The sequence below is a fragment of the Fervidicoccaceae archaeon genome (assembly GCA_038878695.1).
Taxonomy (GTDB): Archaea; Thermoproteota; Thermoprotei_A; order Sulfolobales; family Fervidicoccaceae; genus JAVZVD01.
This window is the reverse complement of the sequence record JAVZVD010000001.1, coordinates 389,881-410,032: the sequence shown is the minus strand read 5'-3', so window position 1 is coordinate 410,032 and position 20,152 is coordinate 389,881. Positions and strand designations below refer to the sequence as shown.

The window sequence follows — 20,152 nt, the reverse complement described above, 5'->3', positions numbered from 1 at the left end:
ATCGGCAAGGATTATAATCTGGATCGCTAAGTCGCTAGCAGGTAATGGTCATGATATTTCAGGCGTTGATCCTCGAAGCGATCTTCGCCGGCCTAGCTCTGGCTCTAGCGATTGGGCTCGTCTCGCTGCTCGGCGGCAGACTAATAGGCCCCGAGCCAAGGAGCCTGCTGGGCCTTAGGTTGTCGATGATCGCGACCGCCGGAGCGGCCTTTCTGGGGTCGCTCGGCGTCCTGCTGCTTGCCGCTCAACTCCTCGGGGCAGGGCCCGGTATACTCTACGGTGGAGTGCTCTTCGTAGCGCTTTTTATGGCGCTCCAGTGGCTCTTTGCTCCAGCCATCATAAACGCCGCCTACAGAACTAGGCCTCCCTCGTTAGCTGAGGAGTGGCTGGTCGCGAGGCTCGAGCCCTTGGCCAGGAGAGCCGGGCTCAAGAGGGCCCCGCAGCTTAGAATCGCCGAGGTGGATGCTCCCAACGCCTTCGCCTACGGGAGTCCTCTCTTCGGCAATTACGTGGCTGTGACGAGAGGACTGCTCGAGCTCCTGCCCCCCGAGGAGGTCGAGGCCGTGCTGGGCCACGAGCTGGGCCACCTCAAGCACAGAGACGTCGCGGCCATACTAGCGCTCAGCCTGTTGCCGGCAGCCATGTACTACATCGGCAGAAGCCTCCTAATGTGGGGCTGGCTCGTTGGGTCGAACAGCAGAAAGAGCGGGGGCAACGCAACTCTCTACTACGTTGGAGCGGGCCTCCTCCTAGTCACGGCGGGCTTCCTCTTCCACTTCCTGGTGACGCACTTCAGCAGGCTGCGCGAATACTACGCCGACGCGTTCAGCGGCAAACTCACAGGCGCCCCGAGACTCCTGCAGAGGGCTCTAGCGAGGCTATACGTAGCCTATAAAGAGGCTCCCGAGCTCTCGGAGAGCGCCAATAAGACCGCCGCGATGCTCTTTATCGTTAATTATCTGATTTGGGCTTATGGCGCTCCCGCCTACGACGAGTTCTGGGGCAGGAGGAAATCCAGGAGACCCAGGGCTTACTTCGGCGACATAGATAGACTGGTCGAAGAGCTAATGAGAAGGAGGGAGGGAGGGCTCTCGGAGCTCTTCAGCACGCACCCGCCGATCTCCAAGAGGCTCAGGTTCCTCGAGAATCTGCGGGTCAGTCTCGAGGCTCGCGCGCTCTGATCGGCGGCTCAACGTAAAACTTTATCTCGCCGCCGAGGTAGTCGCGCACCACGACCAGAGCGGCCTGCTCTATTAGAGGCTCTCCCGTCTTCTTCTCCAGCCAGCCCCTTCTCCTAGCGAGCTCAGACAGGAAGCTGTAGGGTTCGACGTAGGGAGCGCGGTACTTTGCCTCGAGGTCTTTTTTGAATCCTCGCGCTACCCTTTCGAGAACGGCCACGGCCGCTCCGACGGGGTCGGGGAGCTTCTCGGGCTTGTGGAGCCTCAGGAGCCTCTCGAGGGGGTCTGGCACGTCGGGGACCACCCCCGGCGCATCTAAGATGTAGATCCTGGACTCGACTCTGTAGAAAGTGTAGGACTTGGTGTAACCGGGGGAGCCCGGGTATAGGCTAGTAGGAGCGGAGCTCCTCCCCTTCAATACGTTGATGACTGAGGATTTGCCCACCTTGGGCACGCCCGCAACGAGGCAGTAGAGTTTCTCGCGTCCCGACTCCCTCAAAAGCCTCCTGAGGAGCTTCCTCAGCCTCAACGTCCCCAGTCTCTTGGTTGCCGAGATAGGCAGAGTCGGTGAGTTCAATTTGGACTCCAAATAGCTTGACCACTCGATAGCTATTCGAGGCGGGACGAGATCCGATTTATTGAGGAGGAGGACCGCTTTCTTCCCGGCCTCCTCGACCTCTCTCCACAGCCTCTCGCTGAACGTGCCGAGGGGGTTCCTCGCCTCGACGAGCACTAAGACGACGTCGCTCGCCGCCAGCTTCTCTCTAAGCTCTCTCCACTTGACCAGATCTATCTCCGAGCTCACGGCTCAACCCAGAGATCGAGCTTAAAGTCGCTCGACGAGTCTCCTGAGCCTGGCTAAGGCCTTGAGCTTCTCCGCGTCGCCGAGCTTGGCCCTATCGACTGCATCCTCCAGGGTAGCCGCCACTGCCTCGGCGAGCTTGGGCCTGAAGCGGTAGGGCACCCCGTCTTTGCCGCCCACGGCGTACCCGTAGACGTAGGGGCTGAGCAGATGCGTCACGGGATCTCTCGTGCTCGTGGGGACTCTGTAGATCAGGTGAGATATGAGGGCCAGAGCCCTCAGAAGGGCGGGGCCCAGCCCCGGGGCGAGCGCCAGCTCGAGATCGGTCCTCGGCCTGACCTCGGCTAGCCTCTTCACCGCCTCCTCGAGCCTCTTGGACGGCTTGGTAGGTCTGTAGACCTCTGGGATCCTCTCGCCGATGGGCGCGACGTCGCTCGAAGTCGAGCGAGGGGCTCTAATCAAAGTGGCTTGACCTCTCAGGGAAGCCGTCGCCTCGGCCAAGAGCCTCGAGAATCTACGGGGGCCCTCCGCGATCACGTCGAGGTAAGTTCTTCTGGCCTCGGAGCTCTCGGAGGCCGTCGCGTCGAGGACCTCGCTCTTAGGAGCCCCAGCCACGCCTGAGTGAGGTTCTTCGACTTCGAACTTATCGATGTGGTAGCGCCTCGCGAGTCCCTCCTCGGGGCTCATGCCCTGTTGGACCGCGACGGTCTTGCCGCTCTCCGACACGATCAGCGAGTGGACGTAGAGCTCGTAGCCGTCCTGAAGGAATACGCCGTCGAGCCTCGCGGCCAGCTTGCTCCGCCTTCTCAAGAGCTCCGCGTCGAGCCCGAGTCTCGTCTCGGCGAGCCCGGCCTCCTCCGGGATCTCGAGCATGGCTCTCCCCTTCCCCCCCAAGACCAGGAAGCCGAGCTCGGGTCTCTCGAGCGAGGCCTTCTTCAGGGTCCAGAGCGCGACGACCGTGGCCCCGCTGCTATCCCAGTCCATGCCGATGACCGCCGCGTAGGCCTGAAGCCAAGCCGGGTCGGAGAGGGCCGAGAGAAGGGCATCTGGTCCCCTGAGCTCAACGAAGGCTGAGATCACGGAGGCTCCGAGCCTCTCCATGTATCTCAGCATCCAAATAGGCACTTTTCCTCCATGTAGGGGGAGTTCGGCTACCCTAACCATGAGTCTCGTACCTTCTAGTCGACGAGGTCTCCTCTGCCACAAGCCCGTCTTTATATTGAGCCGGAGAAGATTTATTTTCTGCCACGAGAGGAAGGCTTGAGAGATGTCTTATTTATAATTTTTCTATTAAGATTGCGTATTACCATGATATCTCTCGAGGCGCATGTAAATAAATAACAAAAATATAGAAAAGTATTTCTCTTACTGGAGAGAATCTTGTCCAAAAGCGTCGCGGTGAGGCACGACGGGCCTCTCCCCCTCAAGAGGGGGGTAGACGTTCGTGGATTGCCCGCGCTGATGCTGGCGTTGGACGACTTGGAACTTATAGAGAAAACCGATCTGGAGGTGCTGAAGCCCATGAACTGGAAAGTCAACGACATTGGTTGGTGAGAGGTCGCGCCGCGATCGTAGAAGCGCGCCCCGGATTTTTGAAATCATTCGTACTGGGTTGATTACTTGAACTTATATACTTCTTCTACGTGCTTTCTAGCGGGTCGCGAGCGTGGACAAGGCCTTTCTTCGCCCTCTCGGCCGAGGCGCTAACGCTAAGAAAGGGGAAGAGCGAAGGCCTCCGCTCCAGTGGGCTCTCCGCGTACTAGCCAGAGACGATTACAGAGCCACGTTCGAGGCCCTCTTGAGCTCGAGGCCCCCAATTCGCCTCAGCTCTCTAGCGGAGAGAGCGGGCTATCCGACGGAAGTAGTCAAATCGAGGCTGAGAAGATTGTTGGGCATGGGATTCAGGTTCAGGGCGGATATCAACGAGACCGCGATGGGCCTCACGACGCTCTTCGTTTCTCTCAAGAAACCCGTGGAGCCCGACCCCGAGCTCCGCGTCAGAGGTTTCAACGAGGTTCTCAAGTGGACCCTGAGATGGAAGGCTAATTCGCTTATCGGCGAGAGAAGAGGCTTCATGATGTTCTACGTGCCCATGGACTTGAATGCGATAGAGAGCATCGTGGATGAGGTGAGCTCGCGCTTCCCCGTCGAGGAGTCCCTCGTCTTAATAGAGACTCTGCGCAACAGGCCCTCGCCCGATACGCTCACCAGAGACTTCGCCAAGACGGATTGGGGGAAGGTCTTCGAATTCGATTTCCGGGACTCGCCGGGCGCGTCTATCTCGAGCCTCGGCGCTGAGCTCGGAGCGTGGCCTGTTAGGGTCGATCTCTTAGACCTGTTGATAGCGGCCGCGTACCACGCCGACGCTCTCACGAAGCCCTCGGCTCTAGCGAAGAGGCTCGGAGTATCGAGGCAGAGGCTAATGAAGCACCTAGAAGGGCACGCCGCGAGATTTTTCACGGGCGTGAGCATAGCGCGATCCGTCGCTACGGACGACTTGATCTGTGTACTAGCGCTAGGGCGCGGCGATCTCGGATCCTGCAGGCTGCTTCTACTCGCGTTGAGGAGGGCCTTTGAGTTCTCCGTTGGCTCCATCTCTGACTCGGATCGCGTGATCTTCCTGCTGGCGCTCAGGCCAGATAATCTAGCGAAGAGCCTTGAGATCATAAACGCGAACGCTCGGCGGCTAGGCGTCGAGCTGAGCTTCTACGTCCTCGATAACTCCTCCATAGAGAGCTACACCGTGCCCTTCCTCTCCTTCAGTCAGCACGCTAGAGGGTGGGATCTCAACGCATCGATGATAGAGTTCATGAAGGCTAAGCTCAGGTCTCTCCTGTAGCCGCCTCGGCGGCTCCGAGCGCGACGGGCTCGCTCGCGCTCTTCTCGCTGCCCTCGAGGAGTTTCGCGCCCTCTTCGCTCACCACGTATACCTTGTGCGAGCCCTTATCGTAGATCCTCCTGACGAGTCCCAGCTCCTCGAGGACTTGGAAGGCCGCCAGCACGAGATACCTGGGGAGCCCCGCTCTGACCACGACGTCGCTCGGACTCGAGGGGCCCAGCTCTCTTAGCACGCTCAGTATGGTCCTAGTCACTCGCGCTCCCCGGGCCAAGAATTTCACCGCGTGATGCTCTAGGCCTCGCGGAGAGCTTTTAAGGGGAGAGGCGGCAGCCTCTCGAGGCCTTTTGACGAGGATCGGGGAATGAGCGGGGGAGAGAGAGTCGAGAGCCTCAGAAAGAGGATAGAGGCCCTCAGAGCGGAGCTCGATGAGTTGAGCGGGAGAAGGCGCGAGCTCGTCGAAGCTCTGGCCACGATTAGAGCGCAGACGAGGGCGTCGGCCGCCGAAAGGAGGGCCCTCATATCTGAGCTCAGGAATCTGGGAGATGCCAAGAAGAGAATTGGGGAGGAGATCAAGCAGGTCTCGGGCAGGCTGAGAGAGCTTAGGAAGAGGATCGAGAGCTGTCGCTCCGAGATGAGGGCTCAGGCAGAGATGGCCAGGAGCCTCAGGTCTCAGGTGAAAGTGCCGGCCTCCGTCGCGAGGAGGAGGATCGATGAGCTTGAGTGGAAGCTCCAGACAACGACGATGAGCTCGGAGGAAGAGAGGAGGATCATTAGCGAGATAGCCAAGCTCGAGGAAGAGCTCGAGAAAGCGTTGAAGGCGAGGGAAGCCGAGAAGAGGGGAGAGGAGCTGCGAGCTCTCGCCGCCAGCCTCAAGCTCGAGTTCTCGCTCGAGCTCGAGAAGCTCGAGCGGCTGAGAGCCTCGGCCGCGCGAACCGACGAAGAGGCCGCGAAGATAAAGTCGAGGCTCTCGGAGCTGAGCAATAGGATAAAGAAGCTGCAGTCCGAGGCCTCCGATATCAGGAAGGCGATCGAGGAGCTGAGCGAGGCGATCTCGGTCAAGCTCAACGAGCTGCGGCGAGCGAAGGCCGAGCTCGAGGAGGCTCTCAGGCGCGAGAGAGCGGAGCTCCTCAGGAGGAGGCGCGAGGAGGCCTCGGCGAAGCTCTCTCGCGGCGAGAGGCTCACATTCGAGGAAGCCAAGCTGCTCTTCTCGGGTCAAGACGAATTTACTTGAGGGCCTCCCCACGTGTAGGAATTAATTCCTGAGAGCTCTGCTAATCACTCCTCGGTAGATCCCGCGCGTGGAGGCCGGGAGTCCTAAGATCCTCGTGCTCGTGGTGGATCGCGACAACGACGTGGGGAGAGAGCTGGGCCTCTCGACCCCCATAGTCGGGGAGCAGGAGGTCGAGAAAGTAGCTCTGAGGTACGCCTCGGTGAGACCCGAGGACAGCGACCTGAACTCCCTCTTTGTTGGCCTTCAGCTGTACAGGAGGCTGAAGAGCGAGAGCGTAGACGCTGAAATCGCGCTCGTCGGGGGTGAGGCGACGGACTTCGTGAGAGCCTCCATGAAGCTGGGCAGAGAGGTCGAGGAGCTAGTGGCATCGACCGGGGCGACAGAGGCCTTTGTCGTTGTAGACGGTGCCGACGATGAGGGGGTTCTGCCGGTCATCCAATCCAGGATCAGAGTCTCTGGGATCAAGCGAGTGATCGTGGAGCAGTGGAGAGGGGTCGAGACGACGTACGTCCTCCTAGCCAGATACGCCCGAAAGGCCCTGAGCGAGCCCCGCTTCAGTAGAGTCTTCTTGGGCCTGCCAGGGGCTGTGATACTCACCGTGGCGATCCTGAAGGTGCTAGGGCTCCTGAACTACGCGCTCGCTGCCGCGGCTATCCTCATCGGAGGATTCATGGTAATTCGAGGCTTCAACCTAGACGATAAGCTGAAGAGCTATTGGGCCAAGTTCCCTGTGATCTTCGTCTCGGTGGTGCTAGCTCTGGCTCTCGCCGTAACAGGGGTCTACGTTGTCGCGAGCTCCGTAAGAGCCTACGGAGTTACGCTGAACGGCGTGGGGGAGGCGCTGGGGGGAGGGGGGCCTCTTTTGTGCGCTTCGTTCCTCTCGCTCCTCATCGGGAGGGCCGTGAGTAGGATCGTCGAGAGGGACGTGAAGGTCTGGCACGACGTGGTTGGAGCTTTCTTGGCCACGATGTTCGCCGTGGCGTTCTCAAGGCTCGGAAATTCGTTGAGTCAGCTCACTCCTGGGATTGAAGCCAGGGTCCTTAAATCAGCGCTATTCGAGTCGGGCTTCGTCGAGCTGATGCTAGTGGGTATAGGCGTCTCGGGAGCGCTGACGGCATTAGCAAGAACCCTAGTGAGGAAGTACGAGAGGGGCTCCAACGAGGGGCTATGAGAGAATCAGAGCGAGACCTCGATGTAGAGTCTATCGATCAGCTCTCTGTATCTGTTTCTCACGGCCACGTCGGTGAATCCTCCGAGAGAACGAGCCACAGTCTTCTGGTCTCTCTTCTCGCCGAGCACCCCACCGGCTATGTAGGCCACGGCAGCAGCCACCGCGGTCGGCGACTTCCCGTGGACTAGACCCAGCTTCTCGGCAGCCCTGGCGAGCCTGTACATCAACCTCTCGGTCTCGCTCGAGAAACCGAGGACGCTGCTGACTTTCGCCACGTAGTCCGACGGCTTGTATATCTTGGCCTCGATTTTCCCCCCCTCGAGCTCGACCAGCCTCTTATAGGCATAGCGGGCCCTCTCGAGTGGGACCCCAATGCTATTCGCCACCTCATAGAACGGCCTCGGGACTCCTGTCACTCTGCTCGATGCGTAGAGGGCCGCCGCCACGTAGGCGCTCAGCATGGCTCCTCTGCCGAGCCCCTTGCTGATGATTCTCCTCATCATCACGCCAGCTGTCTCGAGAGTTCTCCTAGGGAGGCCGAGCTTCTCGCCTTCCCTCTTGACGATTTGAAGCGATCTGACTAGTCTCCGGTGCCCAGCTACTCTGCTCGCCATCTGGAGTCTCTGGAGCCTGCGACCCTCGAATCTCTTGGTGGGGGCGAGGCGGTCTACGTCTCTGTAATCTATGATACTAGAGAGCCCGTGGTCGTGCACCAAGTTCGTGCGAGCACTCCCCTGCCTCGATCTGGCCATTCTGTCCTCGGACGAGAACTCGCGCCACTCGGGCCCCAGATCAACGACTCTTGAGACGATCTCGCCCGTGGAGCTACATATTAGCTCTCCACGCGTCTCGTCTATGATCAGATGCCCCTCCTCGCACGAGACCTCATCGTCTTCTGCGGCGAGCAACTCTATCGCCTCCGCCTCTCTCCTCCTCTTTTCTCCCTCGCGCCTCTACGAAGACGCTTCTACCCTGTAGAGGGATCCGCTCGATCTTTGTCGTGAGGAGCACGAGGGCTCGCGGATCGTCGACTCGGCCCACGATGTCGAGGACCTTGCCGAGCCTTGTGGAATCGATCAAGAAGACCGGAGACCCTATGGGTGGAGGCCGAGGTCGTGGATCCAGCTTCACGACGAGGATCTTGTCTTTGAAGATCTTCTCGATCGTTCCGAGTCTCATCAAGTATCACGACCTCGGTCCTAACGGTGTCTATCGCAGTCGTAGCCTGCGATTTAAGAGAAGCTGCACGTATTACTTTCCTCAGCCTCTACCCGGTTAGCGAGAGCGTCTCAGGCTTCTGCGTCGGCTATTAGGCCGTCCTCGGCAATCCCCAGCTCGGCTTCTTATTAATCAGCCGCGGGCCGTCCCCCTCATCTCCTTTATCTTATTGGCTAGCGCAGCAAGAATCTCGCTCCTTCGCCCGAGCTTTTTGACGCAGACCCTCCCGACCTTCATCCACGCCCTCGGGTATCGCTTCTCCTCGACGACGGGATCCAGACCGAGGGCTTTAGCCGCCTCCACTAGCTCAGTCAGCGAGGGCCTTGGCACGGACTTATTCAATGAGATCTTGCGTCCCCGACCTCGACTCAGCTTTGAATCGAGACTCGCGAGCCAAATGCATATGCGCTCTCCTCTGTACTTCCTCGAGCTCAACGAGCGAGTCCCCGCTCGCTTCGCAGAACAGCGTTGACCACGCCGTCCTGCCCAGGTCTCGAGGTGACCACGGCTAGCCCGCTCTCCACCTCGATGATAGAGCCCTTGACTATCACGCCGTACCTCGCCAGCTCTCTGTTAGACGGCGTCTCAACTACTCTGAGAATCCTCTCGACCCTGCTCTCGCCGGTCCTGGGATCAGACACCACCGCCACGCTGGCCTTCTTGACTCTGAGCTTCAAGTTTCCGCCTCGCACTCTCTGAGCCACGACAACGTGCTCTCTCGAGACCGTGGTGTGCGTAGGGAAGCGCCCGAGCTCATGCTTGCGCTTAACTTTGTAAGGCCTCCTCCTCAGGCCCCCCGAGGGCTTCTTAGAATCTCTGCCTTGGTATACGCTCAAGCCACTCGCTCCTCCAACTCCCCCGAGTCTGCGTGAAGTGAATTCGGGAGGGATTAATTAGGAGGACCCTACTCTCTGCTCTCAGAAGAAGTTCTCTCTCAGCTGCGCCTCGTACTCTCCCACGGTTGGAAGGGCCGGGTAGAGGTCGGGCCTGAGGCGCGGGATGAGAGCGCTCAGCGTGGCCTGAAAAGCTAGATCCGCCCTCGTCATAGAGCCCCGCGTGAGGTATCCTATCAGACCTACCCTCTCGCCTATGTTTCTCCTTCTCAGCTCCCTCTCCGCCACCGCGCCCAGCTCCTCGAGCCCTAAGACTCTCCCTAGCATCTCGTGAGGGATCTCGAAACCAGCGCTGGTGCCCACGGAGACCCTAGCCTGATCGTCGACGATCACCGCGACCTGCACCTCGAGATAGCCCGTAGGGACGGGGGCTGGCACGAGCCCGGCCTCCAGGCCCACCCCGAATGATGCATCGCTCACCTTCTCGAGAGCTCGCCGAGCCCTGGCAAGAGAGCCCGTCACTACCTCGCTCCATCCGAGCGGCTGAGGACTCACAGGAGATCCGGGGTCTATCGCCACGAGCTCTGCCGGACCGAAGAGTCTCCACGCCCTGGCCACGCCGAGCAGCTTGGACCTGTTCGTGGTGCCGACAGCCACGAGCTTCTTCTCGCAGCTCAACGCCCTCCCCTCCGGCCGATCATCTTCTCCGCCGAGCAGAGGCTTTTTTCCTTCTCCCGAGAGAGCCCATAGCTCGCGTGGAGTAAATGAGCGCCGGGGTCGGGGCGAGGTTCAAGTCGCTGAGGGCGGTCCTGGCTCCCCTCTATAAGCTATACGAACTCTGGCTCTGGAGACAGATAAAGCAAGGACCTGTGCCGCGCCACGTTGCGATAATACCGGACGGCAACAGGCGTTGGGCAAAGGAGCGCGGGTGGAGCGCCGTCTTCGGTCACGTGGAGGGCTACAAGAAGATGCGCGAGGTCATGCGCTGGCTCGACGAGCTAGGCGTGAAGTATGTGACCATATACGCCATGTCGAAGGAGAACTGCACGAGAAGAAAGCCCGAAGAGCGCGAACATCTCTTCTCGATAATCAAGCAGGGCCTCGAGGAGCTGCTTGAGAGCCGCGAAGTCTGGGAGAAGAGATTAAAGGTGAGGGTCATTGGGAGGCTCTCGCTCGTGCCCGATGAAGTTAGAAGGGTGGCGGAGCTCGTCGAAGAGAAGACGGCCTCGAACGATGGTGGAGTGCTCTACGTGGCTCTGTGCTATGGAGGCAGAGACGAGATAATCGACGCGGTGAGGAGGCTCGTGGCCGACGCGCTCTCTGGCAGAGTGGAATGCGAGAGAATAGACGAGGATCTTTTCCGCGAGTACCTCTTCACGAGCGAGGCTCCCGATCCCGACCTCGTGATTAGAACGAGCGGCGAGGAGAGGATAAGCAACTTCCTGCTCTGGCAACTCGCATATTCGGAGCTCTATTTTGCGGACGTGTACTGGCCGAGCTTCCGCAAGATAGACCTGTGGAGAGCCGTCAGGTCGTTTCAGCAGAGGGAGAGGAGGTTCGGCTCTTAGGGCTCACCTTAATATGAGCGGGCGGATATTCTCGTCTCGGGAGCGGGATCCTCGAACTCGCGAGAGCCTCAACGGGGTAGGCCATGGAGGATCTGACGGATTTAGAGCTAGAGGTCCTGAGGATCTTAAATGAGAAGGGCCCCGTGACGCAATTCGCTCTCCGCGAGGTCTTAGGCTCGGATTCCAAGAAAGTCAGCAGAGTCGTCAGGAAGCTAGAGAGGCTGGGATTGCTCAGGAGAGAGCCCTACGTCGAAAACGGCAAACGGACGTACAAGCTCATGGCCTCTAGGAGAATGAACGGTCAAATCGTCTCAGTCAATCTCGAGCTCGTCTCGATGACGCCCTGCTTTTCTTGCAAGCACCTCTTTGACTGCTCGCAGAACCCTAGACTTTCCCCTGCGACTTGCTCGACCCTAAGCAGATGGCTGAGAGAGTTGAGCCTCGCGGATAGCTCGCAGAACGTCGCTCAGAGGAGCTGAGGTCTTCACTCCCACGGGGTCGAAGTGCGTTCTGCTAGCCGAGTAGCCGATCTCTCTGAGCTTCACCACGACAACGTCTGGCGACGGCATGCTCCCAATGGAGTATCGAGAGCACAGAGAGTCTAACTTGTAATAGAAGGGGCTGTTCACCGAGGCCTCGGACTCGATTAGCTTCAAGGCTTTTCTCAGTCTCGGCGAGACTTCAGCTTCTCCGACGCTGCAGAGCTCTTTCAGGAGGCTCGAATGATAGATGGGCCCTAACCAGAGGGGGCCCATGTACTCTCGCTGGTCACACTCGGAGGGAGACCTAGCCAGCGCCTCAGGGTATCCGCTCTCATCGAGACACAAATACCCCGTCTCCTCGAGGGAGGCAGAGGCTTCTCCTCTGCTGTGCCTCACCGAGAGAGCGATCTTCACGTAGTGCTTTTCGTAGTAGGCGAGGACAGGCCTCGCTCCTCGCTCCAATGCGGCGAGCTGCCTGATCATTGCCGCCACGAGCGCTCTAGCAGCAACCTCCTTGGAATAATCGGTCCTCCTGACCCTGAGACCGTATCTTCTGCGCGCAGTCTCCGGGTACTTTCCCTCGAGGCACCCGAGGTCCGTCGCCGTGGCTATTAGTAGACCGCCTCGTCCCAGAGCTCTGGCGGAGCTCGCTACGTAGTAGATGGGGGACCCGAAGGGATCCAAGTCGACCGCGTCTACCCGCACGCCCTCGCTGTCTAACCGCAGAAGCCCCTCGTTCGCGTCAACCCTCTCGGGTAAGAGTCTGCCGACGAGCTTGTTGAGTTGAGACGCCTTATGACACAAATAAACAGCCAGGGGGTTCGCGTCAAAAGCGTAGGCCGTCTCCGCTCCTCCCTCGATAAGAGCGCGCACGGATCTGACGCAGATCCCCGCGAGAGGCTCCACGAAGGTCTCGACGCGTTGGCCTAGTGCTCGCGAACACCTCACCAGTAGGACCGTGAGAGTACGATTATCAGTCATCGCCGGATTATAGAAGACCGGGGCCCAAGCGGGCTCCGGCACGCCATTGGGCCTCACGTAGAGCTCCAACGCTGGCGCCAACACTTTCACTTTCCCCTCCTCGATTACTCTGAGCGCGTCTAGGCTGATCGAAGCTTCTTCTCTTCTACTCAACATCTCGAACGTCCCGGCCGTCTCAGCGAGTCCCCGCGAAAGCCAGAGATCTAATCCAAGAAGAGAGTTCGGACGCTACGAGCTCTCTCGGATGTAGAGCGGTGTCGTAAATTTTGTAAGCGAGCGCGAGCTTATAGAGCTCTCTGTCGTAACTCGATAGCCTCCTGTGAATTACTCCGAGCAGATTGAGATTCCTCCTCGAGAGGACCTCACGGAAGAGCTCGCGAGCTCCGGGCACCAGCAGCTCCATGGGTCCTATCTCGTCGATAACCAGCAGATCGCATCCCGCCTCTAGGGCTCTCCGCAGCTCCTCGAAGACTACCTTGGCTCCCGGGTTCACATAGTAAGAGCCGAATCGAATGCCCCAAGGCTGAGCCGGGCTCTTACGAGCCAGCGGAACGGCGTCTCCGCTCACCGTCTCAATATTGAAGCCTATCCTCGAGCTCCCCTCTCTAACCTCCGGGGCGAAGAATCCGATCACTCTTAGGCCTAAGCTCTTGGCGAGAGACGTCGCCTCTATGACGAGAGAGGTCTTGCCGCTTCTGGGAGGACCCGTGATGAGTATGCCGCTCGAGGCGAGGAGCCCTCTCACTAGAGTTCTTCCTCATCTAGCAACGTCTTCAGCTTGTCCATTGTGTCCTCGGTTACATACAATATTTCGTTCTCGCTCGCGCTCTCCTTCCTAGAGACGACTACCCTGCATATGTCGTCCATGCCGCGGAGCTTCCTTAACTCGTTGATCTTTTCCTCTATCGTGGAACTAGATTTCGAGTGTTCAATTGTTATGATCAATCTCTTTGAGCGCGTGGTCATCAGCACGTCCGCGAAAGTCTTCTTGGCGTGATAAGTCACCCCTCTTGGGCTCAGCATCTCCAGGACTTTCTTCTCTAGCTTATTATCGGGCTCGAGCGAGCGAGGGAGCTTCGGCCACTCCTCCTCGTCGAAGAGCCTGTACGGTTTCGTGATATCTTCGCCGAACAGTTCGACGAGCTTCTCGGCCACTTCGATTTCGACGTCGAAGGCATTACGCTCGTATTCATACACGGCCTTTCTGGATACCCCTAAGGCGTCGGCAACTCTGCCGAGGCTGAGGCCGAGCTCCTCTCGCTTTTCTCTAAGCTTCTCTCCATCTATTCTCACATAAAAGTTCGCTCGCCTACCTATCACGTAGAGCGACCTGTCGCCTCGCAGTAGAGGGTCGAGAGTACTTATGCTGACCGCCGGCACTCCCCCCCGCTCGTAGATCACGTCATCGTGAACATCTATCCTCCCGACGTACTCACAGACCACGAGCGGGGCCGATCTGATCGTCCTCGCGAAGCCAGCTAAGTCTCCCAGATCCCTCTGGTCGAGGCTCTCTGCGTCGAGCGTCACCTTGACGTGGAGTCTTCTCTCGCCGCCCGAAGCAAGGAGATCTATGCTTCTATTGGCCGAGGAGCGCGGGCTCTCCAACATCACGACGGAGTAGCCATGCCTCTCAAGTTTTCCCTTTGCCTCGGAGGCTAGCTCCTCCACCAGCTCGCTCAGCGCACGTTCTATTCTCTTTACGCGACCTTGCGGTGCCAAGGTGCGGCTCACCTCTCAAGGCTAAGGTGGAGAGCAGTGGGGAACTCCCGGAGGAGCCTCACGAACTCTGACTCGCTCACCGTGTCCTCGACCTCCCAGCGTAGCTCCCCCCTCAGCAGGTACCAAATGACCCTCCTCTGCCACAAGTCTCCTGCTATTTTTAGTTTGAGAGGATGAGTACTAATTAATTTTAGATGTAGAGGTAATGTGAGCTTCGCGTGTAGATACTTGGGCACTCTGAGCTTGAGTGCTCTCACCTCGTGTCTCGAGATCAACAGCTGGGAGCCGTTGTCGAGGGGTACGACCACGTCCTCGTCCCCGCTGAGCTCGCTCAGGGGCCTCCTCTTCAGAGGCTCCGCGAATAAGTTCCTAGACTCATGAGCAAAAAGCAACTCGAGATATTTGTATTCGCGAACGGAAGCCTCGACTTCGCCCGCCTCCCCCCGGTCCCTAAAACCGTGTGAGCTCATCCCCGATACTCCGCGAGGACCATGGCGTGGTCCTTGTCGTAAGGCTCTAAGTGAACCACGTCGATTATCTCGAAGCCTCCGCGCTTCAGCGTATCGATCTCGCGCTTATAGACCTCCGTCGGCTCCTGCGTCACATCTATGCTCCTCGCCTTTATAGCGAAGAACAATTTACCGCCGGGCTTCAAGAAGTGGTGAGCGTTGTCTGCGGTCAGAGAGGCCTGTTCGGGCTGTGCTACATCCACGTAGAGGACATCGACGAGCTCTAGGAGATGCGCATACTCCCACGGCTTTCTCGCATCAGCGAATATGGGGAGCACGTTGCTTCTATCACGCACTACGAGCAGGAAATCTCTCATTACTCTAGGGGCGAACTCCACGCCGTAGACTCTCCCGCTCTTGCCGACCACGTCACTTACGTGACTCACCGTGGTGCCAGCTGCCGCTCCCAAGTAAAGGACCTTGTCGCCCTCTCTCAGCGGAACGCTCCTTATGCCGCGGAGTATAGCAGCCGCGAGCTTGCTCCTATACGGAACCCACTCTCTATACTCGTTGCCGGCGATGTTGTAGAGCTTCTCGCCGTAGACTCTCTTACCAGGAACCATATTGAGCGTAGCCAGCTTCGAGCTACCGTCTTCCAACTCCACAACGTATATGTGCCTATTGAGCGGGTGCTCTGAGACCCTCACGGGGAGGCTCACGCGATCTCACCTACGCGGTCTTCTTGTCTCTCTCTTCTTTTCCTTCTCCTTCTTAGGAGGCAGAGGTCCTGCGACCTCCTTCTTGAGTGGGGGTTTCGGGTAGAGCCGCTTGATCTCCTCGATCCTCTTCTTCAGGTCCTCAACAAGCTTCTCGCCGACGAGCCTACCCGTAAATGCGTCGACCTTGGCTGCTATGGAGAGCTTGCCGGCGAGAGCTCTGGCTATTTTTCCCCTTTGCCACCTCGGGCTCCTGTGGATCTCGGGATATTGGAAGATCACGCCATGCTTTGGTGGCTTTGTGCCTGTCCTCAAGGCCCGGAAGAGTGCCTTCTCCGCGCCGAGGACCTGAATAGTGCTGGCCGGAAGCTTCGCGAGATCCTCGAGGCTTCCGGCCAAGCTTATTAATCTGGCGCCGAGCAGCCCTCCCACCAGCGCCGTGACGTTCGGGGCTACTTCTCTCATAACGGCTTCGACGTAGTCCGCCAGGCGCTGACGTAGATTATACATCGTGAGAGCTATCTCAGCCATGACCTTTATCGGCTCTATGTCAAAGTCGCTTAGGTCCGCTCCTATGCTGTTTCGAGCCGCCTCTGCTATCTTCTCGGCCTTCGATCTCGGCACGCCAAGCCTCTCGAGCTTTTCGATCGTGAAGTTCTCGCGATGTCCTAGCTCGTAAACGAGCTCTATGTACTGCTCGTGCTTAGGAATGTGCTCATCAAGTTCCGGGAAGTGCACACCATACCACTCTCTCAGCCTAGTGGCGAAGAGATTGAACGTCTTATCGAGGTCATCGATAGCCCTTATGCTCTGAGCAGCTAGCAGGTCTCTCCTTCTAGCCGCAGCTCGTAGCTTTCTTCGCGCGAGCTCCGTTAGGAAAGCCCTCATGTACTCGTAATATTCTTCTCTGCTTCTCACGAACCCGAGCTCCACCGCGATATCTGCGACGCGCTCGCGGAACCTCCTGAAAGGCTCAGCGCCTCTGTCAACCTCTACTCCCGCTGCGCCACGCCTCGAAAGCAGTCTAGCTAACTGCTCTGTCTCTACGACATACGTCGAATCTGCGCTAAGCTCCTCGAAAACTCTCGAGAGCGAGGCGGGGAGCTCATCCGACCCGCTCTCTAGTTTCAGATTCTGCTCGACGTTCTCATCAATGTCCTTAACGGCTAGGAAACCCTTTACTATCTCTCCTCGCTCGTCTAGCAGGAACGTCCCCACGACATGGTGTAGCAGGAAGAGCTTGCCCAAGCTCGTGACACCGCTCGAGCACGACTCGCGCGAGCCTTTTAGGGAGCTCCGGAATAAATTATTGTGCTACTCCTCGGGAGCTGCGCAGATGAAGAGTACTCCCGTCACTGAAAATAACTCTTGATGAGAAGGCATTTGGCTGATGCGCTTAATCAGACACTAGGCAGCTCGAGATCTGGAATCAGCGATGCGCGCAATTCTGCTCCTGACGAGCTCGGCTACGATCTTGCCGTCGGCTCTGCCCCTAGCCAGAGTCATCACTTTGCCTATTACGAGTTTAGCGCTAGCTTCTCCACGCTCTATGATAAGGCTTAAGTTCTCCTCGATTACTCTATCGACCAGTCGCTCGAGTTCCTCGAACGATAGGGCCTTCAATCCGAGCTCGGACGCTACGTCCTCGGCTCTGCGCCCGGGGCTCCTGGCGAGGGCCTCGAGAAGCATTGGCAGAGCCTCCTTAGCGATCTTGCCGCTCGCGACGAGCTCGAGGGCTTCTACGTAGTGCTTGACCTCTAGAGAGTCTACGGGAACGCCCTCTCTTCGGAGTGCCCTGAGAGTGTTGACGAACATAGCAGCCACGAGAGTAGGATCGACTCTGCCTCTGAACATCCTCATGAGCTCCTCCGCGAGTTGTAGGTTCTCGTCGAGCAGGAGCTGCTCCGCTAATTGCCAGCTCAGTCCATAGAGCTCGACGAGCTCTCTCAGCTTAACGCCGGGGTCGACGGGCTTGTACTTCTCGGCCTCTCTCAGGAGCTCTTCCGTGACGACTATAGGAGGCACATCGGTCTCCGGGTACATCCTGGCAGCTCCCGGCTGAGGTCTCATGTAGCGCGTCGTGCCGTCCGGCTCTGCCATTCTCGTCTCGCGCGGGACTCCCTCGAAAGCCATCCTCAGGCGCTCGAGCGCCGCTCTCAAGCCCTCGAGGGCCCTCCACGCCTCATCTATCACCACGACGAAGGAGTCTTCTTCGGAGGCCCCCAGAGCCTTGCAAAGTCTCCGCACATCCTCCTCGCTTATTCCGTAGCCCGGTAACTCGTCTCGATGCAATAACCCGCCAGCTCCGCTCCAGAACCTAACGTAGTCGGCCACCTCGGCCCCGAATCTCTTCCCCGGCTGAATCTCCACGCCTAGTATCCCCCTCATTTTAGGGAGTCTCAGGCCGAACGCTCTAACTCCATCGCCAGATAGAAGCCTCTTAACGAGCTTGCTCCCGCTCAACCTAAGAGCTTCCGTGAGATCGACGGGCTCGTATTTCAAATCGTTGACCGAGAGCCCTCTCCTCTCGAGTTCTTCTCTTATCTCCAAGAGCTTCTTCTGCCTCAGCGCCTCGTTGCGAACGACTTTAGAGAGGAGCCTAAGTTCTTGGACCCCCTTGATCTCTACCTTAGCTCCATTTCGTAAGGACACATTGAGGTCCTGTCTTATCGTGCCTATCCCTCGCCTGACGCGCCCGGTCAATCTTAAGAGCTGCCCAAGCTTCAGGGCGACCTCTTCAGCCTCCTCTGGGGTCTCTATGTCAGGAGCCGTGGATATCTCCACCAGAGGTATGCCGAGCCTGTCGAGAGAGTATTGGGCTACGCGTCCTCCTTCCTCGAGTTTTCTCGCCGCGTCCTCCTCCAAGCAGATGGTCTGTATTCCGATTTTCTTGCCACCGACCTCTATGCTCCCGCCGATTGCCACGAGAGCCGTTCTTTGGAAGCCGGTCGTGTTCGAGCCGTCTATGACGATCTTCCTCATGACGTGTATTTCGTCGACGGGCACAGCGCCTAGGGCCTTGGCGACGCCCAGGGCCACCAACAGGGCTTCCCTATTGAGGAGGTGGGGGGGCTTCTCGTCGGCCTCGACCAGGCACGAGCACTGCTCTGGAGCGCGGTAAACGTAGATTCTGCCCCTCTTCCACTCGAAGTACGCTGCTACGTCGACCTCGCCCAACTCGCTGGGAGTAGGGCGGAGCCTTCGCTCAAATGAACTCTCGGCGCCTTCGGAGTGCGCTTCGGTTGGACAATTGCAGAATAGCTTTGAGCGCGTGGCGAGCTGTTGATGTATCTCGAGCCCTACTCTCAAACCGAGAGCTCTGAAGTCCAAGACTTCTCACCCGTGGTCCCATCGAGGGAAATACGATGTGAGCTCTCTCGGTTCGTACTCGCCAACGAGATTCTCTCGGAAGAGTGCTACCACCTCTCTCTCGTCATTTAAGTTGCCAAGGAGCCACGAGAGCTTCACGTAAGCGGTCTCGGCCAGCATGTTGCCGGCCGGCATAGCGCCGGCCTCTAAGAGCTTGCGCCCAGTGCTATAGACGTAGAGGTCGACCGAGCCGAAGATGCACTGCGTGGCCACGACCACCACAGTGCCCTGCTCTACGGCTCTCCTCACCGAAGGCACGAGCCTCTCCGCGACGTGACCCATCCCCGTGCCCTCTATCACCACGCCCCGGTATCCGCGGTCCACCAGGAAATCTAGGAGCTCTGAGCTCATGCCAGGATAATACTTAACGAGAGCCACCTTCTCCTCGAATCGCGTTCGAGCCTCTAAGAGGCCGCGGGGAGCTCTCCTCGCGTAGTCGCTGCGTAGAGGCATCACGCGCTTCTCCAGGGGGAATATCTTAGCTAGAGGCCTCGAGCCTATGGATTGGAAGGCGTCTCTCCTGCTCGCGTGCATCTTCCTCACTCTGACCCCCCTATGGGCCAGAGCGTACGTATCTCCGATTTCCCCATGCATTACTACTGCGACCTCGCCGAAGTCGCTCAACGCATAGAGTACAGCAGACAGCATATTCAGGGCGGCATCGCTGCTGGGCCTGTCGCTGCTTCTCTGCGCACCCACTAACGCTATCGGCGCAGGGAGCCGCCGAAGCGCGAAGCTCAGAGCCGCCGCCGTGTAGGCCATAGTGTCGGTCCCGTGCGTCACGACTATGCCGGCCGCATCGCCTTTCTCCAGCTCATCGAGTATGCGCTCGGCTAGCTCGCTCCAGAGCCTCGGCTCCATGTTCTCACTAAGTATGTTAAAGAGAGAGATCGTCTCGAGTCGCGCTATCTCCGCGAGCTCGGGCAGAGCTCGCATCAACTCCTCTGCAGAGAGGGTTGGCTTCACGCCGCCGGTCTCGTAGTCTATTCTGCTCGCTATCGTGCCCCCCGTCCCCACGACGAGGACTTCGGGCAATTCCTTCGCTACTTTCGGCAGCTCGGCTATCACCTCTCCGTAAGCTGAACCGACACTCGGGCGCGACTCAATGGGGTTCACCTCCACGATATCCTCGAGCTTGACTCCCACATTGTAGCCATTGTCAAGCTTCAGCGTGATATGTTCCTTCGAGTAGAGCTCGTACCTGGGCAGGACGAGGCCCTCGAGCGTGAGCCCCTTCTTTGTGCGTATCCTAACGCGAGCTCCGGGCCTTAGCAATTCTGGCGTCGCCGGCCCCCCTCCCACACGTTATCGCCCCGCCTGAGAAGAGATCTACATTCCAAGGGTCTAGGAAACCTTCTAATAAGCGCGCGGCGGGAAGGCGTTCCTGACGTTTTTAATCCTCTTTCTCCCTTCTTCCACATGGTGAAGCCCGTGCCCAGTCACGGCTCTCTAACGAAGGCTGGAAAGGTGAGAAGTCAGACTCCGAAAATTCCGTCCAAGGGGAGGAAGAATAAGCCCCCGAGAGTGAGGAACAAGCTAGAGTACATCGTGAGAGTGCTATCGCCTCGAGGCGAGAGAGTCGAGATGATTTAGTTC

Annotated in this window: 24 protein-coding genes; 8 read left to right on the top strand and 16 right to left on the bottom strand. The window is 58.5% G+C overall.

Going from position 1 to position 20,152, the window contains the following annotated elements; all coding sequences use genetic code 11:
- Positions 1–44 precede the first annotated feature (44 nt).
- Positions 45–1,181, top strand: coding sequence for a zinc metalloprotease HtpX (locus QXU97_02330; protein MEM4035439.1), 1,137 nt, complete (start codon positions 45–47; stop codon positions 1,179–1,181).
- Here the strand turns inward: QXU97_02330 and QXU97_02325 are convergent.
- Positions 1,156–1,983 (bottom strand): GTPase, encoded by an 828-nt coding sequence (locus QXU97_02325; GenBank protein ID MEM4035438.1) that lies wholly within the window; start codon positions 1,981–1,983, stop codon positions 1,156–1,158. The two genes, QXU97_02330 and QXU97_02325, sit on opposite strands and share 26 nt — an antisense overlap.
- Positions 1,984–2,004: 21 nt before the next feature.
- A complete protein-coding gene (locus QXU97_02320; GenBank protein MEM4035437.1) occupies positions 2,005–3,144 on the bottom strand; it encodes a DUF763 domain-containing protein in 1,140 nt (379 codons plus the stop codon).
- 216 nt (positions 3,145–3,360) lie between these two features.
- On the opposite strand from QXU97_02320, the gene QXU97_02315 reads away from it, so the two are divergent.
- Together QXU97_02315 and QXU97_02310 are read left to right on the top strand one after the other, a co-directional pair.
- Complete coding sequence (locus QXU97_02315; protein ID MEM4035436.1) at positions 3,361–3,534, top strand: hypothetical protein; 174 nt, start codon at positions 3,361–3,363, stop codon at positions 3,532–3,534.
- A gap of 112 nt (positions 3,535–3,646) precedes the next feature.
- Positions 3,647–4,819, top strand: a complete 1,173-nt coding sequence (locus tag QXU97_02310; GenBank protein ID MEM4035435.1) for an Lrp/AsnC family transcriptional regulator — start codon at positions 3,647–3,649, stop codon at positions 4,817–4,819.
- On the opposite strand, the gene QXU97_02305 is transcribed toward QXU97_02310, so the two are convergent.
- Positions 4,803–5,099 (bottom strand): hypothetical protein, encoded by a 297-nt coding sequence (locus tag QXU97_02305; protein MEM4035434.1) that lies wholly within the window; start codon positions 5,097–5,099, stop codon positions 4,803–4,805. The genes QXU97_02310 and QXU97_02305 overlap by 17 nt on opposite strands.
- Positions 5,100–5,180: 81 nt before the next feature.
- Between QXU97_02305 and QXU97_02300 the strand changes: the two genes are divergently transcribed.
- Both QXU97_02300 and QXU97_02295 read left to right on the top strand, forming a co-directional pair.
- On the top strand, positions 5,181–6,050 hold the full coding sequence (locus QXU97_02300) for a hypothetical protein (protein MEM4035433.1): 870 nt from the start codon (positions 5,181–5,183) through the stop codon (positions 6,048–6,050).
- A gap of 67 nt (positions 6,051–6,117) precedes the next feature.
- Positions 6,118–7,221: a DUF373 family protein gene (locus QXU97_02295; protein MEM4035432.1), complete on the top strand. Its 1,104-nt coding sequence runs from the start codon at positions 6,118–6,120 to the stop codon at positions 7,219–7,221.
- 5 nt (positions 7,222–7,226) lie between these two features.
- Here the strand turns inward: QXU97_02295 and QXU97_02290 are convergent, their stop codons facing one another.
- The 5 genes from QXU97_02290 to yjjX all read right to left on the bottom strand — a co-directional run bounded on the left by QXU97_02290 (position 7,227) and on the right by yjjX (position 9,950).
- On the bottom strand, positions 7,227–8,129 hold the full coding sequence (locus QXU97_02290) for a hypothetical protein (protein ID MEM4035431.1): 903 nt from the start codon (positions 8,127–8,129) through the stop codon (positions 7,227–7,229).
- The gene (locus QXU97_02285; GenBank protein MEM4035430.1) at positions 8,107–8,400 is read right to left on the bottom strand and encodes a hypothetical protein; all 294 of its coding nucleotides are present in this window, start codon (positions 8,398–8,400) and stop codon (positions 8,107–8,109) included. The genes QXU97_02290 and QXU97_02285 overlap by 23 nt, the downstream gene beginning before the upstream one ends.
- Before the next feature lie 171 nt (positions 8,401–8,571).
- A complete protein-coding gene (locus QXU97_02280; protein MEM4035429.1) occupies positions 8,572–8,874 on the bottom strand; it encodes a signal recognition particle subunit SRP19/SEC65 family protein in 303 nt (100 codons plus the stop codon).
- On the bottom strand, positions 8,871–9,275 hold the full coding sequence (locus QXU97_02275; GenBank protein ID MEM4035428.1) for a 30S ribosomal protein S8e: 405 nt from the start codon (positions 9,273–9,275) through the stop codon (positions 8,871–8,873). The genes QXU97_02280 and QXU97_02275 overlap by 4 nt, the downstream gene beginning before the upstream one ends.
- A gap of 81 nt (positions 9,276–9,356) precedes the next feature.
- On the bottom strand, positions 9,357–9,950 hold the full coding sequence (gene yjjX / locus QXU97_02270) for an inosine/xanthosine triphosphatase (GenBank protein ID MEM4035427.1): 594 nt from the start codon (positions 9,948–9,950) through the stop codon (positions 9,357–9,359).
- A gap of 86 nt (positions 9,951–10,036) precedes the next feature.
- On the opposite strand from yjjX, the gene uppS reads away from it, so the two are divergent.
- Positions 10,037–10,840, top strand: coding sequence for a polyprenyl diphosphate synthase (gene uppS / locus QXU97_02265; GenBank protein ID MEM4035426.1), 804 nt, complete (start codon positions 10,037–10,039; stop codon positions 10,838–10,840).
- Between the two features lie 83 nt (positions 10,841–10,923).
- Positions 10,924–11,319: a MarR family transcriptional regulator gene (locus tag QXU97_02260; GenBank protein MEM4035425.1), complete on the top strand. Its 396-nt coding sequence runs from the start codon at positions 10,924–10,926 to the stop codon at positions 11,317–11,319.
- On the opposite strand, the gene QXU97_02255 is transcribed toward QXU97_02260, so the two are convergent.
- The 8 genes from QXU97_02255 to gatD all read right to left on the bottom strand — a co-directional run bounded on the left by QXU97_02255 (position 11,254) and on the right by gatD (position 19,831).
- On the bottom strand, positions 11,254–12,456 hold the full coding sequence (locus QXU97_02255; GenBank protein MEM4035424.1) for a hypothetical protein: 1,203 nt from the start codon (positions 12,454–12,456) through the stop codon (positions 11,254–11,256). The genes QXU97_02260 and QXU97_02255 overlap by 66 nt on opposite strands.
- A gap of 22 nt (positions 12,457–12,478) precedes the next feature.
- Positions 12,479–13,048, bottom strand: a complete 570-nt coding sequence (locus tag QXU97_02250) for a nucleoside-triphosphatase (protein MEM4035423.1) — start codon at positions 13,046–13,048, stop codon at positions 12,479–12,481.
- Complete coding sequence (locus tag QXU97_02245) at positions 13,048–14,022, bottom strand: helix-turn-helix domain-containing protein (GenBank protein MEM4035422.1); 975 nt, start codon at positions 14,020–14,022, stop codon at positions 13,048–13,050. The genes QXU97_02250 and QXU97_02245 overlap by 1 nt, the downstream gene beginning before the upstream one ends.
- Before the next feature lie 8 nt (positions 14,023–14,030).
- Positions 14,031–14,492, bottom strand: a complete 462-nt coding sequence (locus QXU97_02240) for a DUF61 family protein (GenBank protein MEM4035421.1) — start codon at positions 14,490–14,492, stop codon at positions 14,031–14,033.
- Complete coding sequence (locus tag QXU97_02235) at positions 14,489–15,190, bottom strand: fibrillarin-like rRNA/tRNA 2'-O-methyltransferase (GenBank protein ID MEM4035420.1); 702 nt, start codon at positions 15,188–15,190, stop codon at positions 14,489–14,491. Before QXU97_02235 ends, QXU97_02240 begins: the two co-directional genes overlap by 4 nt.
- Before the next feature lie 6 nt (positions 15,191–15,196).
- Complete coding sequence (locus QXU97_02230; protein MEM4035419.1) at positions 15,197–16,435, bottom strand: C/D box methylation guide ribonucleoprotein complex aNOP56 subunit; 1,239 nt, start codon at positions 16,433–16,435, stop codon at positions 15,197–15,199.
- A 159-nt stretch (positions 16,436–16,594) separates the two neighbouring features.
- The gene (gatE, locus tag QXU97_02225) at positions 16,595–18,517 is read right to left on the bottom strand and encodes a Glu-tRNA(Gln) amidotransferase subunit GatE (protein ID MEM4035418.1); all 1,923 of its coding nucleotides are present in this window, start codon (positions 18,515–18,517) and stop codon (positions 16,595–16,597) included.
- 6 nt (positions 18,518–18,523) lie between these two features.
- Positions 18,524–19,831, bottom strand: a complete 1,308-nt coding sequence (gene gatD / locus QXU97_02220) for a Glu-tRNA(Gln) amidotransferase subunit GatD (GenBank protein ID MEM4035417.1) — start codon at positions 19,829–19,831, stop codon at positions 18,524–18,526.
- 144 nt (positions 19,832–19,975) lie between these two features.
- Here gatD and QXU97_02215 point away from each other — a divergent pair, with 144 nt between their 5' ends.
- Positions 19,976–20,149 carry a 30S ribosomal protein S30e gene (locus QXU97_02215; GenBank protein ID MEM4035416.1) on the top strand — a complete coding sequence of 58 codons (174 nt, stop codon included), beginning with the start codon at positions 19,976–19,978 and terminating at the stop codon, positions 20,147–20,149.
- Positions 20,150–20,152: the final 3 nt, after the last annotated feature.